This is a genomic window from Qipengyuania zhejiangensis (genome assembly GCF_035607565.1).
Taxonomy (GTDB): Bacteria; Pseudomonadota; Alphaproteobacteria; order Sphingomonadales; family Sphingomonadaceae; genus Qipengyuania; species Qipengyuania zhejiangensis.
Map to the genome: position 1 here is coordinate 253,201 of NZ_JAYKGO010000001.1, position 13,129 is coordinate 266,329.

At 61.7% G+C, this 13,129-nt stretch carries 14 protein-coding genes; 4 read left to right on the forward strand and 10 right to left on the reverse strand.

What is annotated here, in order from left to right; translation table 11 throughout:
• Positions 1-161: 161 nt before the first annotated feature.
• Positions 162-773, forward strand: coding sequence for a superoxide dismutase (locus VR863_RS01160; RefSeq protein ID WP_324826605.1), 612 nt, complete (start codon positions 162-164; stop codon positions 771-773).
• Between the two features lie 66 nt (positions 774-839).
• Here the strand turns inward: VR863_RS01160 and VR863_RS01165 are convergent, their stop codons facing one another.
• The 3 genes from VR863_RS01165 to VR863_RS01175 form a co-directional block, all read right to left on the reverse strand.
• Complete coding sequence (locus tag VR863_RS01165) at positions 840-2,015, reverse strand: AI-2E family transporter (protein ID WP_324826606.1); 1,176 nt, start codon at positions 2,013-2,015, stop codon at positions 840-842.
• A 67-nt stretch (positions 2,016-2,082) separates the two neighbouring features.
• Positions 2,083-2,691, reverse strand: coding sequence for a sigma-70 family RNA polymerase sigma factor (locus VR863_RS01170; RefSeq protein ID WP_324826607.1), 609 nt, complete (start codon positions 2,689-2,691; stop codon positions 2,083-2,085).
• Positions 2,691-2,867 carry a NepR family anti-sigma factor gene (locus VR863_RS01175; RefSeq protein ID WP_324827548.1) on the reverse strand — a complete coding sequence of 59 codons (177 nt, stop codon included), beginning with the start codon at positions 2,865-2,867 and terminating at the stop codon, positions 2,691-2,693. The genes VR863_RS01170 and VR863_RS01175 overlap by 1 nt, the downstream gene beginning before the upstream one ends.
• A gap of 244 nt (positions 2,868-3,111) precedes the next feature.
• On the opposite strand from VR863_RS01175, the gene VR863_RS01180 reads away from it, so the two are divergent.
• Entirely contained in the window at positions 3,112-4,740 is a 1,629-nt protein-coding gene (locus tag VR863_RS01180) for a CHASE domain-containing protein (protein WP_324826608.1), read from the forward strand.
• Between the two features lie 125 nt (positions 4,741-4,865).
• Here the strand turns inward: VR863_RS01180 and VR863_RS01185 are convergent, their stop codons facing one another.
• A complete protein-coding gene (locus tag VR863_RS01185; protein ID WP_324826609.1) occupies positions 4,866-5,657 on the reverse strand; it encodes a response regulator in 792 nt (263 codons plus the stop codon).
• 142 nt (positions 5,658-5,799) lie between these two features.
• Here VR863_RS01185 and VR863_RS01190 point away from each other — a divergent pair, with 142 nt between their 5' ends.
• The gene (locus VR863_RS01190) at positions 5,800-6,546 is read left to right on the forward strand and encodes a Crp/Fnr family transcriptional regulator (protein WP_324826610.1); all 747 of its coding nucleotides are present in this window, start codon (positions 5,800-5,802) and stop codon (positions 6,544-6,546) included.
• Between the two features lie 284 nt (positions 6,547-6,830).
• Here the strand turns inward: VR863_RS01190 and VR863_RS01195 are convergent, their stop codons facing one another.
• Together VR863_RS01195 and VR863_RS01200 are read right to left on the reverse strand one after the other, a co-directional pair.
• Positions 6,831-7,262, reverse strand: coding sequence for a response regulator (locus tag VR863_RS01195; protein ID WP_324826611.1), 432 nt, complete (start codon positions 7,260-7,262; stop codon positions 6,831-6,833).
• A gap of 117 nt (positions 7,263-7,379) precedes the next feature.
• Complete coding sequence (locus tag VR863_RS01200) at positions 7,380-8,537, reverse strand: N-acetyltransferase (protein WP_324826612.1); 1,158 nt, start codon at positions 8,535-8,537, stop codon at positions 7,380-7,382.
• Positions 8,538-8,684: 147 nt separating this feature from the next.
• Here VR863_RS01200 and VR863_RS01205 point away from each other — a divergent pair, with 147 nt between their 5' ends.
• Complete coding sequence (locus VR863_RS01205) at positions 8,685-9,779, forward strand: fatty acid desaturase family protein (RefSeq protein WP_324826613.1); 1,095 nt, start codon at positions 8,685-8,687, stop codon at positions 9,777-9,779.
• A gap of 93 nt (positions 9,780-9,872) precedes the next feature.
• Here VR863_RS01205 and VR863_RS01210 read toward each other — a convergent pair whose 3' ends face one another.
• The 4 genes from VR863_RS01210 to VR863_RS01225 form a co-directional block, all read right to left on the reverse strand.
• On the reverse strand, positions 9,873-10,127 hold the full coding sequence (locus VR863_RS01210; protein ID WP_324826614.1) for a hypothetical protein: 255 nt from the start codon (positions 10,125-10,127) through the stop codon (positions 9,873-9,875).
• A gap of 69 nt (positions 10,128-10,196) precedes the next feature.
• The gene (locus VR863_RS01215) at positions 10,197-10,715 is read right to left on the reverse strand and encodes a GNAT family N-acetyltransferase (protein ID WP_324826615.1); all 519 of its coding nucleotides are present in this window, start codon (positions 10,713-10,715) and stop codon (positions 10,197-10,199) included.
• Complete coding sequence (gene lptG, locus VR863_RS01220) at positions 10,712-11,809, reverse strand: LPS export ABC transporter permease LptG (protein ID WP_324826616.1); 1,098 nt, start codon at positions 11,807-11,809, stop codon at positions 10,712-10,714. Before lptG ends, VR863_RS01215 begins: the two co-directional genes overlap by 4 nt.
• Before the next feature lie 8 nt (positions 11,810-11,817).
• Positions 11,818-13,038, reverse strand: coding sequence for an LptF/LptG family permease (locus tag VR863_RS01225; RefSeq protein WP_324826617.1), 1,221 nt, complete (start codon positions 13,036-13,038; stop codon positions 11,818-11,820).
• Positions 13,039-13,129 lie beyond the last annotated feature (91 nt).

Below are 13,129 nucleotides of genomic sequence, written 5' to 3' on the forward strand. Positions count from 1 at the left end.
GCTGCTGTGCCGTGGACTGTTTGTGACGCGAATGACGAGCGAAGGAAAGCGCGTCCACCCCTTTTCGCCAGCGAATGTCATGCTAGGTGCAACCCAACGCCGTTATGGGCGTTGGAAACATGAGACCGATACCTATCACGCGAATAAGAGGGGCTACCTCCATGGCTTTTGACCTGATCGACCTTCCTTACGACGACACGGCGCTGGAACCTGCGGTTTCCGCCAAGACGCTCTCGTTTCACCACGGCAAGCACCACAAGGCCTATATCGACAAGACCAACGCGGCGATCGAAGGCACCGAACTTTCGGACAAGTCGCTCGAAGCGGTTATCGCCGCCGCCCGCGGTTCGAACCAGGGCCTGTTCAACAATTCCGCCCAGAGCTGGAACCACGGCTTCTACTGGCATTCGATGGCCGCTTCCGAAACCAGCGCATCCGACGAACTCAAGTCGATGATCGACGATGCGTTCGGTTCGGTCGATGGCCTCAAAAAGCAGCTGGCCGAACGCGGCGCCGGGCACTTCGCCAGCGGTTGGGTCTGGCTGGCGGTCAAGGGCGGCAAGCTTTCGATCGAAGAAACCCATGACGGCGATACGCTGGCCGATCAGGACGGCGTAAACCCCCTGCTGGTCATCGACCTGTGGGAACACGCCTATTACCTCGACCACCAGAACGCCCGTCCGGCCTATATCGATGCGGTCAACGGCAAGCTGAACTGGTCGTTCGCCAGCGAAAATCTCGCGCGCGGCGAAACCTGGGTCTATCCCAGCTGACAGGCTGAATAGCTGAATTAGGCAATGCCCGTCGCACCACGCGTGCGGCGGGCATTTTCTTTTGGGTCAGGGGGTTTCTTCGCTGCCGCCCTCGGAGATTATTTCCGAGGCAAACAACGGTTCTCCGAAGATGAAGCCAACCAGATTGGGCCGTCCGACGTGGTCGAACAGGGCCGTCAGCATCAGCAGGATGGGAACCGACAAAAGCGCACCGAACACGCCCCAGACCCACGAAAAATAGGATAGTGCGATCAGGATGAGCACGGGGTTCATGGTGAACCGCGCGCCGAGGATCGACGGGGTTACAACATTGGCTTCGACCGTATGCAGCGCCAGATAGGCGAGGGCGGGGACCATGCCGAGCAATATGGTGTCCGACGTGCCGATGCCGAACAGGCCGAGCAGGGTGACCATGATGATCGGACCGATATAGGGCAGGAAGTTGAGCAGGGCCGCCAGCCCGCCCCACATGATCGGCGCATCGACATCGAGCGCCCATGCGCCAAGCGCGACAATCAGGCCCACCACGCAGTTGATCCATCCGACCGTCAGAATATACGACGCCACCCGTTCCTGAACTTCGCGCAAGACGCGGGCGGCCTTGATGCTGGTGCCGAAGCTGGAGCGCCCGAACAAAAGGCGCTGGCGCAGCCGTACGCGGGCTTCGACCATGAAGTAGGTCATCAGCAAAGTAAGCACGGTTTCGAGCACGAAGCTCGGCGTTGCGAACGCCAGCTCTTCAAGCAGGCTTGGGCTGGCGAGCACGACTTCCCGGTTTCCGCCGCGATCGGCCAGTTCGGCCAGCTGGTCGTTGATCTGTCCGACCCAGGCGAACTGGCGCTGCACTTCGCCAAAGCGGACCATGACCTGCTGCGCCATTGCGGGCACGTCGTCGAACAACGCAAAAGCCGGCTGAAGGATGAGCGCGAGCGCGAGGATCAGGACGGCGAAGAAGAACAGCAGCGCCACGAGCGATGCCACAGCGTTGGGCAGGCCCCAGCCATTCAACTTGTCGGCGAGCGGGGACAGAATGACGGTCAGCACCAGGGCGGTGACCACGGGGAGAAAAACCACTGCACCGATTGAAAGCACGAAGGGTAGGGCCAGGAACAATCCCAGCCCGATCAACAGCACCAGCGAAGATATCAGCCGCAGTTCCTGTTCGGCAAAAGCCAGCCTGCGCGAACGGTCCGCAGCGCCCTGTTCAGTCGGTTCTGGCAACGGGGCGTCAGGCTCGGTCATGGCAACCTATGTGCCTTGCGGCATGTGACGAGACAAGAAAATTGGGCGGAATGCCCGCCGATGGTTATCAACCCCGTGCGGAGATACCGTTGCCGGCAGCTACCTCGTCGAGTTCCTCGAGGATGGCGCGGTGTGCGGTTGCATCGTCAGCAGAGCGTCGGGGAATGTCCCCGTCCGTCAGCATCGACGTCAGGGCAGCGCGGGCGCGTCCCACGCGGCTCTTGATCGTGCCGACGGCACAATCGCAGATCGTAGCCGCTTCTTCGTAGGAGAAGCCGCCTGCGCCCACGAGCAGGAGCGCCTCGCGGCGTTCCGCAGGGAGGGTGAGCAACGCGCGGTGCATGTCCGAAAGATGGATCGGTTCTTCCTGGCCAGCGGGTGCGGTCAGAATACGCTCGGCAACCGTTTCGTCGTATTCACCGCGGAAACGGTTACGACGCATATCGGTGAGATAGGCGTTGCGAAGGATCACGAAGGTCCAGGCGCGCATGCTCGTTCCGGGCTGGAACCGATCCTGCGCCGCCCATGCCTTGAGCAAGGCTTCCTGAACAAGGTCGTCGGCCATGTCGGCACGGCCGCAAAGGCCACGCGCGAAAGCGCGCAGGTGCGGAACGACCTGCGTCAGCTCGCGTTTGAAATCGGCCTTCTCGGAGGCCGTCCGTTCGGTGACCTCCATCAGTCCTTTGCGTCCAGTTGCGATAGCAAATCCTTGAAGCTGTCCGGCAAATCTTCGTCCACGACCGAGTCGTAGAGCTGCCGAAGTCCGTTGGCCCAATCTGGCGAGCGCTGGGCCTGGCTGTCTTTGGCCTTGCCGGTGACACTGCCGGGCTTGTCTGTCTTGGGGGAACTCATATCGATCAAGTTTGGCCCTTGGTTCTTAAAAGCCGGCGCGCAATTGGCGTCATTTCCCGGCGATAACACGATCCCTGTAGTGTTCCGCCAACGCAGAAAGCGCCAGTCGGTTCCCGCCTGTAAACATTGTGGAACCAAATGCTCAATACATCATAGTATACACCGCAGGCACGAACGCCGGGCAAGGGGCAAGTCGCTGGTCACCGAGGAACTACAACGCAAGGGTCGCCGCCGTCGCTGGCTGGTGGACTATCCGCGCGCCGTTCCGGTGCTCATCTTCCTCCTTGTGATGACGATGACGGTGCTGAGCGTCTTTGCCATCGAACGAGGCGAGGACGAGCGTGACCAGGCCGATATCCAGCGCCGCGCGCAGGCCATGGGATCGGCGATCGAACGCCGTGCGTTCACCGGCTCTTCCTATCTGCGTGCCGGTTCCGCGCTGCTGAGCACTCAGGATGTGATCACCGACGATCTTTTTCGGCGGTTCGTCGCAGAGCTGCGCCTCGATTCCGATTATCGCGGCGCGGAAGGGATTGGCTGGGCGCCGGCAATAACGCGATCGCAACTGGACGAATTCGAGCAGGATGTGTCGCAAGGGCGCGTAGCGGTTCTCACTGTGCGGCCTTCTCTTGTTCAGAAACCCCGCAATTTCATGGTCCCCGTCCTCTACCTCCACCCGGACACGCTGAGAAACAGGCGTGCCCTGGGCTACGATATGTATTCCGATCCCGACCGGCGGCAAGCGATGGATCAGGCGGTGCGCGACCAGCGACCAACCTCGACCGGCCGTGTCGTGCTCGTGCAGGAAGGCGGCAAAGAGGATTGGGGCTTCCTGATCTACATGCCCGTGTTCGAAGGCGCCGGCGAAGGCCGCGATCTGAAGGGTTTTGTTTACAGCCCGTTCAATGCCGAACAATTTCTTGAATCCGCGGCCGAACTGGTTCGGTACGATGGTTTCGCAGCCCGCCTCTACGACCTCGATGGCAACGATCGCCGCCTGATGGCGGAACTGGATGGTTGGGAGGACACCGGGCGCAGCGTCGAAAGGCGTGTCGAGCTGGCCAATCGATCAATGTTGCTGATGGTGCAATCCGTGCGCAACGAAGCCCTGTCGACCATGTCGATGATCACCTTGCTGTTCGGGTTGGCGGTTGCCAGCCTGCTCATGCTGGTTGCCCGCCTGCTCACCCAGCAGGCGCTGGAAGACAGCCGTTCGCTCGACTGGCTCGTGCAGCAGAACTCGATCCGCGATTCCTTGACGCGCGAGCTCAACCACCGGGTCAAGAACACCCTGGCCAATGTGCTGTCCATCGTTTCGCTGACCCGCCGACGTGCCAGCGATCTGGACGAATTCGCCGAAGGGATCGACGGGCGCATTCGCGCGCTGTCAGCCACCCACGATCTGCTTACGCAGTCGGAATGGGGCACCACACCGATCCGTTCTGTCGTCGAGGTCGAACTGGCACCCTATGCCCGCAACGACGATCATGAGATCACTCTGGACGGTCCGGACACGGAACTGGCACCCAACGACGCCTTGTCTATCGGCCTTGCTCTTCACGAACTGGCGACCAACGCGGCCAAGTTCGGGGCGCTGAGCGTGAGCGGGGGCAAGGTTTCGATTTCCTGGATGACGGTGAACGACAAGCTCGCCCGCATCGAATGGGTGGAAAGCGGTGGGCCGAGGGTAACAAAACCCGATCGGCGTGGTTTCGGAACCGAACTGATCGAGAAGATCATCGCGCATGAACTGCGCCACCCTGTCGAATTGCGTTTTGAAGAAGGCGGGGTGCGGTGCACCTTGCTGGTGCCGGTGCGATCGCCGAGCGAGTTTGCCCTGCGCCATGACCAGCTGGCAAGCCGCGGACATTAACGAACACTGGCGCGCGTGGATAGGCCCGCCGGGATGGATGGGCCTGCACCCTACAGCACAGAAAAAGGCCCGCTCCCCTTATCGGGGGAGCGGGCCTTTTCCCTTATCGCGATGCAGCGCCGGGTTTAACCCAGCGGGCGGCTCGAACCGAAGAACAGGGCCTGGCTGATCGCGGCGCGAACAGTCTGTTCCTGGAACGGCTTGGTGACCAGATAGGTCGGCTCGGGACGGTCGCCGGTCAGCAGGCGTTCGGGATACGCGGTGATGAAGATCACCGGAACGCTGCTGATCGCCAGAATGTCGTCCACCGCGTCGAGACCCGACGAACCGTCAGCCAACTGGATGTCGGCCAGGACGAGACCCGGTGTCTTTTCAGCGACGACTTCCTGCGCCTGGGTGCGGGTGGCCGCGGTGCCGCAGACTTCGTGGCCAAGGTTGGTCACGAGATCTTCGAGCTGCATGGAGATCAGCGGCTCGTCTTCGATGATGAGGACGCTCGTGGTGGACTCGCGGTCGATTTCGGTGACCGCTTCCTGGACCAGGCGCTCGACATCGTCGGCCGGGATATCCATGATTTCGCCGGCCTGTTCGACCGAGAAGTCTTCAAGGGTCGTCAGCAGCAAGGCCTGGCGGTTCAGCGGGGTGATCGACTTGAGACGATCCTGGGCCGCACCTTCGTGCGTTCCATCGTCGTCGCGGTCGGACACGTCGAGGTAGGCACTGGCCCAGACCTTGTTGAAAGCCCGATAGAGCGGCACACGCCCCCCTTCGAGCGAACGCTTAAGACCATCGTCGGCAAGCGCTGCTTCCAGCGTGGCTCTTACGAAGGCATCGCCGGTCGCTTGCGAGCCCGTGAGCGCGCGGGCGTAACGGCGGAGATACGGTAGATTACGGGCGATTTGATCACCGAGAGACATAGAACCCCTTCCAAATAGGTGCGCGCATTGAACGTCCTGCCAGACATTCGGTTCCACATCATCTGCGCCAACTCTTGCGCTTTCCAACGTGGATTGTATCCGTTTGTGAAATTCACTGCATAATCAAGGGGGATCGTTGCCGATGCACGACGTCGCAAATCCTGTCGATTGCAAGAACTGTCCGTTGCAGGCTTGCCCGGGGCTCCGCCCGCTCGAGCAGCGGCAGCTGGAATACATTGCCGACTTCAAGGATGGCGAAGTCCGCATCGACAAGGGCGGCACCCTGATCGAGCAGGGCGCCGAGAGCCACAATCTGTTCACGGTGCTGGAAGGCCTGATGATCCGCTTCCGCACTCTGGAGGACGGGCGTAGGCAAATCGTCAATTTCATGTTCCCCGGCGATCTCGCCGGTTTGCAGGGCGCCTTCGAGGAGCCATCGAGCCATTCGGTGGAGGCGCTGCTGGACGCGCGGTTGTGCCGATTCCAGCGAAACCACTTCACGCAGCTCGTGTCCCAGCACCCGCGTCTTGGGTATGACATCACCTGGCTGGCGGCAAAGGAAGAGACGGCGCTGGAGGAGCATATCGTCGCGCTCGGTCAGCGCAGCGCGCGCGAACGTGTCGCCTATCTTGGCGTGTGGTTGCTGGACCGCGCGCTGGCGACCGGAATGGCCTCGCGGGATAACGTGCTCAGGCTGTCGATCACCCAGTCGCAGGTTGCCGATATGCTGGGCCTGTCGCTGGTGCACACCAACCGCACCATCCGTCAGCTCGAACGCGAAGGGCTGCTGATCTGGAAATCGCGGGAAATCTGTATTCCGGATATGGATAAGGCCGCCGACTTTGCCCAGTATGAACGTCAGGCGGATCACTCCAGGCCATTCATTTAAAACGGGTTTTTCTGGTATCCAAAAATAATTCCAGAATTTTTGAGAAGGCGGGGAACCGGTTTTTCAGACGAGCATTTAGTCTATGTCACCGCCGAGACCCCCCTCCCGTCCAAGCGGCTGGTGATACGATCCCGAAAGGCCTCCGCCGGCTCAGCCGACGGAGGCCTTTTTTTGTCCGACGCGCGAGCGCGCAGCCGCGCGGACGCTTTGGACAGTCGTGGCGGGATGAAACGGATGTCGGGCGCGCTGGACCAAACGCGCGCCGGGAAAGTCGTGGCGCCGCTCTAGAGGAGCTTGCCGCGGAGCCGGGAAATGATCCCGACACGTTCCGGCTGGCGCAACAGGTCGATCAGCGTATCGGCGTCATACGGTTTGGTGAGCACAGAGCCCAGCGCAGCGATTTCTTCCGGAATATCGCCGGGCATACCGGTGGAGAAGATGATCCGGGGGCTGTCCGGACCCAGGGTCTTCACCAGTTCGGCAATGGCCCAGCCGTCATCGCGATCAGCCAGATGCACATCGAGAACGATAGCGTCGGGCTGTTCGCGGCGCAGCGCGTCCAGCGCAAGTTCCGAAGTCGGGCAGATTTCCACATGACGCACGCCCGCATCTTCCAGGGCCTGTTCGATCGAAAGGCCCAGGATCGCATCGTCTTCCACCACCAGAACGCGTTCGGGCAGGGTCGTTGCAATCGGTTTGGATGTGTTGGTTGCCATCGGTTCTCGCAGTGCGGGCAAATCGTCCGCGTCCGACCCCAACGGTCGGTGCGCGGGTCAGGTTCCGCCGGGCTGTGCGAGAATTGACGGTCGTTGCGGTTCGGCAACAGCGGTCCGTTACAGCGCCTTGCGGAAAATCACATACTCGCGGTTGACCGAGCTTTCGATGGCATCGGCAATGGCTTTCATGCCCTGGTTGTCGTCCAGGATCCATCCGATTTCCGCCCGCTTCGTGCCGAAGATGCTCTTCGCGTTGTCGCGGATGCGGCTGATCATCATGAAGGCCAACTGGCTGGCGAGCCGCGAATTGTGCAATTCGCGCAGCACACCCATCAGGGGCACACGCATGTCGGTATTCCTCGGCCGCTTCAACCAGCTGAGCATCCGCACCCAGCCGAAGGGGAACAGCTTTCCGTCGATCTTCTTGAGAACCTTGTTCATGTCGGGGAAGGTCAGCATGAAGGCCACAGGGCGCCCGTCGAGTTCTGCGATCATGTTGATTTCGGGATGGATGATCGGCTTCAGTTTTTTGCCGGCGTAGGCGATTTCTTCCGCGGTGAAGGGGACAAAGCCCCAGTTCTTCGACCACGCATCGTTCAGGATGCCAAGGACGATGGGCACTTCCTCGTCCCACCGCTTGGGGTCCACATGGCGGATGCGAATGCGTTGGTTTGCTTCGCCCGATTTGACGATCCGCTGGATCAGCGGCGGAAACTGGCTTTTCACATCGAGATCATAGGTCAGCAATGTCTTGGCCGGTGCGTATCCGGCCCCTTCGATCCAGCCGCGATAATGCGCGGGATGGTGGCCCATCATGATCATCGGCGAATGATCCTGCCCGCGAACCAGAAGGCCCGGCTCTTCCCAGATCGACATGGAAATGGGACCGAGCACCTTTGTCATGCCCTGCCCGCGCAGCCAGTCTTCGGCAGCCGCCAGCAGCGCATGACCGACAGCTTCGTCTTCCGCATCGAAATAGCCGAACATGCCAGTGCCCGGACCCATGCCCTGATCTTCGGGCAGCTCCAGCGCGAGGTGATCGATATGAGCCGAAATGCGGCCGACATCGCGGCCCGCGCGGGTTGCCACGAAAAGCTGATGGCTGGCATGGGCGAAGAACGGATTTCTGGCCGGGTCGACCAGCTCGAGCAATTCCGAGCGCAACTGCGGGACGCTGTGTTCCTCGCGCGCGGCGAAGGCCCGGCCGAGGTCCACGAAGCGTGCGCGCCCTTCCTTGCCCCCGACGGGTTCGATCCCTATTTCACTGCTCGACAATCTCGCGCCTTTCCGTTCAGCCTGCATTAGCCCGTTGTGTGCAGAATGATCTTTGTCAAGGAAACTGCCCGCGCGATCACTATGATCGAAAGCGGGCGCTGTATTCGTCAGCGGCTTTCCGTTAAGGGCACCCAAGGACAATTTGCCATGACAGCACATCAGTCGATGCCTTCCGCCGATCTTGTTGCGCGCCGCGATGCCGGCGCCGGCTGGCACGCGCAGTTGCCGGACGACAAGGCGATGCTCCGCGCTGCCCGCGATCTGACCAAGGATATCGCAGAGGCCCGCGCCGCGATTTACTGGCCGGACATGATCGGGTCGGCGCTGGTCGGATACGCGACACTGGCAGGCGCGATCCTGGTGGACAGCGTTCCGCTGGCGGTTGTCCTGGGCATTGTTTCGGCGCTCGCGCTCTATCGCGCGCTGCTGTTCATCCATGAAATTTCGCACCTTCGTGGAACGGCGCTGCCGGGCTTCCGCACCGCGTGGAACGTGATGGTCGGCATCCCCATGCTGACGCCGTCCTTCATGTACGAAGGCGTCCACACGCTGCACCACAAGCGCACCCAATATGGCACCATCGAAGATCCCGAATATCTCCCGCTCGCGCTGATGAAGCCGTGGAGCCTGCCGCTGTTCGTGCTCGTCGCTCTTCTGGCGCCCGTGGCGCTGCTGTTCCGGTTTGCGGTCCTGGTGCCGCTGGGGGCGATCATTCCGCCTATTCGCACGCTCACCTGGCAGCGGTTTTCCGCCCTTGCGATCAATCCCGACTTTCGCCGTCGCCCACCCGAAGGGGCGCTTCGTCCGCGTGTTCTTTGGCAGGAAACCGGTGGCTTCATCTGGTCATGGGCGCTGATCGGCAGCGTCTTTGCGCTCGGCTGGCGGCCCTTGCTGATTGCGCTGGCCATCGTGTCGGTAACGGCCACGCTGAACCAGCTTCGCACCCTTGTCGCCCATTTGTGGGAGAACGAGGGCGAAGCGATGACGGTGACGGCCCAGTTTCTCGATTCGGTCAATGTGCCGCCGCCTGGCTTCGTGGCGGAAGTCTGGGCACCGGTGGGGCTGCGCTATCATGCGCTGCACCATCTGATGCCTTCCATGCCGTATCATTCGCTACCCGAAGCGCACCGCCGTCTGGTGCGCGAACTTGGTGCCGCATCGACCTATGACGGGGCGAACCACAAGGGGATGGCTGTGCTGGTTTCGCGGATTGCGCGCAACACGATGCGCCCCCGCAGCTGACACGGCGAACGCGCGATAGAAAAAGGCCGCTTTCCCGATAACGGGAAAGCGGCCTTTTTCATGTTTAGGGAACCGTTGGGTTCCGATTGGGGATCAGTCGATCGTGATGTCGGCCTGAACGCCATCTTCGCTGACGCTGGCATCGACGTCGCTGCCGTCGATAGTCACACTCGAACCGGTTTCGCCGTCGACAGGCTCGGCAACGACCGTTTCGGTTGCGGTCGGGGTGATGACAGTGGTGTCTGCGCCGTCGGATACGACGGTTTCGTCGGCTGCGGGTGCATCGGCTTCGCCGCACGCGCCGAGCGCGAGGGTGGCGACGAGGGCGGGGATTGCAAACTTGTTCATGCCAGATCTCCTTTGTGGCAACATTGTGGCATCAATCCGCCACCGCCCCAAGGGTTCCCGTTTTCGGGTTCAGCCGAGGAAGCGGATCATGGCAATCCGGCGATCGGCGGGAAGGCCGCCTGCAATTTCATCCGCAATTTCGGCTGCGAGCCGGGGATGTGCCGGCAGGTCTTCGATTTCGACAAAACCGATGCGGGCATAGAAGGGCCCGTTCCACGCCAGATCGCGAAACGTGGTCAGGGTTACCGCGCGAAAGCCCGCGTTCTCTGCATCGATCAGGGCCGCGCGTAACAGGATCGTCCCGATGCCCTGGCCCTGAAAATCGGGATGGACATCCATTTCGCGGATATGCAGTTCGCGGGCAAAAGGCTGCGCTGCCAGGAAGCCGACGACCCTGTCCCCGGCTTGTGCAACGAGGCAGCGGCCCTTGGCGATCAGGGTGCGGTGTTCGGCAACGCTCAGCGTGTCATCGAAATCGAGTCCGGCGCAATCGGGATCGTTTGCGAAAAGGACCGCCGCGGCGCGTTCGATTTCGGGCAGATGCTCGGCATCTCCGGCTCGGGCGAGGCGGATGCGCCAGGCGCTCATTCCTCGGTCCGGATAAGAACCGTTTCACCGATGAGGACGAACAGTAGCACGGGCGCCCAGGCTGCCAGGAACGGCGGATATCCCCCGAAGCTGCCCATGGCCAAGGCGGCGTTGTCGACCACGAAGAAGGCGAAGCCCATCGCCATGCCGATAACCGCGCGGACGAACAGCTGTCCCGAACGCGCGAGGCCGAAAGCCGCCACAGCACCGAGCAGCGGCATGAGGAAAGCGGACAGGGGGCCGGAAATCTTGTGCCACCACTTGGCGCGCAATTCGGCGGTGCGCCGGCCTGCCTTCTCATAAGCATCGATCGATTGCGACAGGGTCCAGAACGGCTGCGTTTCGGGATCGATCTTGGCAAGATCGATCTGGGACGGGGTCAATCCTGTCCCCACCACCAGGTCGCCGGGCCGATCGGTGACCGCGTTCTGGACGCGGAAACGCTGCGTATCCTCCAGCCGCCATCCAGGCGCCGCATAGGTAGCCCGTGCGGCGTCCACCTGTTCGACGATGGTTCCATCCGGGTTGCGCAGATACCAGGTCACGTCGTTCATCGCGATTGCGTCACCGGAACCGGTCAACTGGGCGGCGGTGAGGACGCTTGTGCCATCGGTGAGATATATGTTCGCGCGCACACCGGAATCGCGCGGCACGGCACCGTAATCGACCGCCTCCCATGCCTTCAGCGTGGCTGTGGAGCGTGTCACGACTCGTTCGTTGAAGCCGAAGCTGACGAGCGAGATGATACCAGCCGTCAGCAGCAGCGGTGCAAGCACCTGGTGCGCGGAAAGGCCCGCTGCCTTCATCGCGATGACTTCGCTGTTCTGGTTCAAGGTAACCAGCGATATCAGCGTGGCGAGAAGGACCGAATAGGGCAGGAAGCGCGAGATAAGCTGGGGTATCCGCAGCCCCGTGTAGGTCAGGAGTTCCCCCTGCCCGTTGCCTTCCACCGCCAGGATGTCCCCGCTGTTGGACAGCAGGTCCAGCATCATGAGGACAAGCACCAGCATGATCAGCATGGCAAAGATGCGCACGACGAACAGCTTGGCGAGATAGATCGTCAGCGTGCGCGAAGGGAAGAAGTCGAGTTGCATACGGCCCCCTATTCCGCCGGTGCGGCGACAAGGGCCGGGCGACGTTTGCGGAACAGTTTGCCGATCCGCTTGCCGATCTTGGCGAACCAGATTTCCAATGCGCCAATGGCCTGCCCGCCCGGCACGAAGGCGACGCGCCAGTACATCCACACGATCAGCGCCGAAAACAGGGCAAACGGCCCCCACAAGGCAAGGATCGGATCGAACCGGCCAAGGGCAGCGATGTCTTCACCGTACTGGTTCACCTTGTGGTAGGCGACGACCATCACGATCGACAGGAAGACGCCCAGTGCGCTTGTCGATCGTTTGGGGGGAATGCCCAGCGCCACGGCAAGCAGCGGCAGCAGCGCCATCATGACCACTTCGACAAGGCGGAAGTTGAAGCTGGCCTGGCTGGCGTCCCGCTTGGCCTCGCTCGCGTCGTTGTTCCAGCCGATGCGCAACAATTCGGGCAGGATATATTCGCGTTCCGCATCGCCGCGGGCGCGGAACTGTTCGATTGCGGGCAGGTCGATCGGCAGGTCATGGCGGGTGAAGGTCAGAACGCGCGGCGTCTGGCTGCCGGTGTCCTGAACGATCGTGCCCTGTGTCAGCCGCAGGATGATCGTGTCGGGCGCATCGGTGGTCGCCAGAAAGGCACCCTCGCGGGCGGAAATCGACAGGACCTGGCCCTTGTCGTTGGCGACGCGGGCAAAGATACCCTTGAGCTGGCGCCCCTCGTCTTCGCTTTCCTCGATACGCAGGGCCATCTTGTCGGCCAGCGTGGTGAATTCCCCGACCTTGATCGAAGCGCCCAACGCGCCCGAGCGCAAATCGTATTCGAGCTGTTCGTAGTAATACCGGCTGACCGGCTGGACATAGAACACCAGGGCCACGTTCACCGCCATCAGCACCGCGGTAATGATGTAGGGCACGCGCAGCAGGCGCCCATATCCCATTCCCACTGCGCGCAGCACATCGAGTTCGCTGGTGGTGGCCAGTTTGCGGAAGGCGAGCAGGATGCCGAGCAGAAGCCCGAGCGGAATGGCGAGGCTGGCGTATTCGGGGATCAGCGCGGCGAGCATCTTGAACACCACGCCGACCGGCCCGCCTTCGACCGCAACAAAATCGAACAGGCGCAGCATCTTGTCCAGCAGCAGCAGCGATGCGGCGATCGCGAACACGCTCATCATCGGCACGATGACGAGCCTCAGGATGTAACGGTCAATTGCTGGTAGGATATGGGACAAGTTGCTGCCGGTCAGTTGTCTTCGAACCGCGCCCTAGCGCGATTTGCCGCGCAGGTCATGCCTCTTGTGTCCCGGTATCCCGGGAATTGCC

What these genes read in the sequence shown, in the direction of transcription:
- VR863_RS01185 (WP_324826609.1), bottom strand. Translation starts at nt 5,657, where the DNA reads ATGTCTCTCGGTGATCAAATCGCCCGTAATCTACCGTATCTCCGCCGT.
- VR863_RS01195 (WP_324826611.1), bottom strand. Translation starts at nt 7,262, where the DNA reads ATGGCAACCAACACATCCAAACCGATTGCAACGACCCTGCCCGAACGC.
- VR863_RS01170 (WP_324826607.1), bottom strand. Translation starts at nt 2,691, where the DNA reads ATGGAGGTCACCGAACGGACGGCCTCCGAGAAGGCCGATTTCAAACGC.
- VR863_RS01175 (WP_324827548.1), bottom strand. Translation starts at nt 2,867, where the DNA reads ATGAGTTCCCCCAAGACAGACAAGCCCGGCAGTGTCACCGGCAAGGCC.
- lptG (WP_324826616.1), bottom strand. Translation starts at nt 11,809, where the DNA reads ATGCAACTCGACTTCTTCCCTTCGCGCACGCTGACGATCTATCTCGCC.
- VR863_RS01205 (WP_324826613.1), top strand. Translation starts at nt 8,685, where the DNA reads ATGACAGCACATCAGTCGATGCCTTCCGCCGATCTTGTTGCGCGCCGC.
- VR863_RS01190 (WP_324826610.1), top strand. Translation starts at nt 5,800, where the DNA reads ATGCACGACGTCGCAAATCCTGTCGATTGCAAGAACTGTCCGTTGCAG.
- VR863_RS01215 (WP_324826615.1), bottom strand. Translation starts at nt 10,715, where the DNA reads ATGAGCGCCTGGCGCATCCGCCTCGCCCGAGCCGGAGATGCCGAGCAT.
- VR863_RS01165 (WP_324826606.1), bottom strand. Translation starts at nt 2,015, where the DNA reads ATGACCGAGCCTGACGCCCCGTTGCCAGAACCGACTGAACAGGGCGCT.
- VR863_RS01160 (WP_324826605.1), top strand. Translation starts at nt 162, where the DNA reads ATGGCTTTTGACCTGATCGACCTTCCTTACGACGACACGGCGCTGGAA.
- VR863_RS01210 (WP_324826614.1), bottom strand. Translation starts at nt 10,127, where the DNA reads ATGAACAAGTTTGCAATCCCCGCCCTCGTCGCCACCCTCGCGCTCGGC.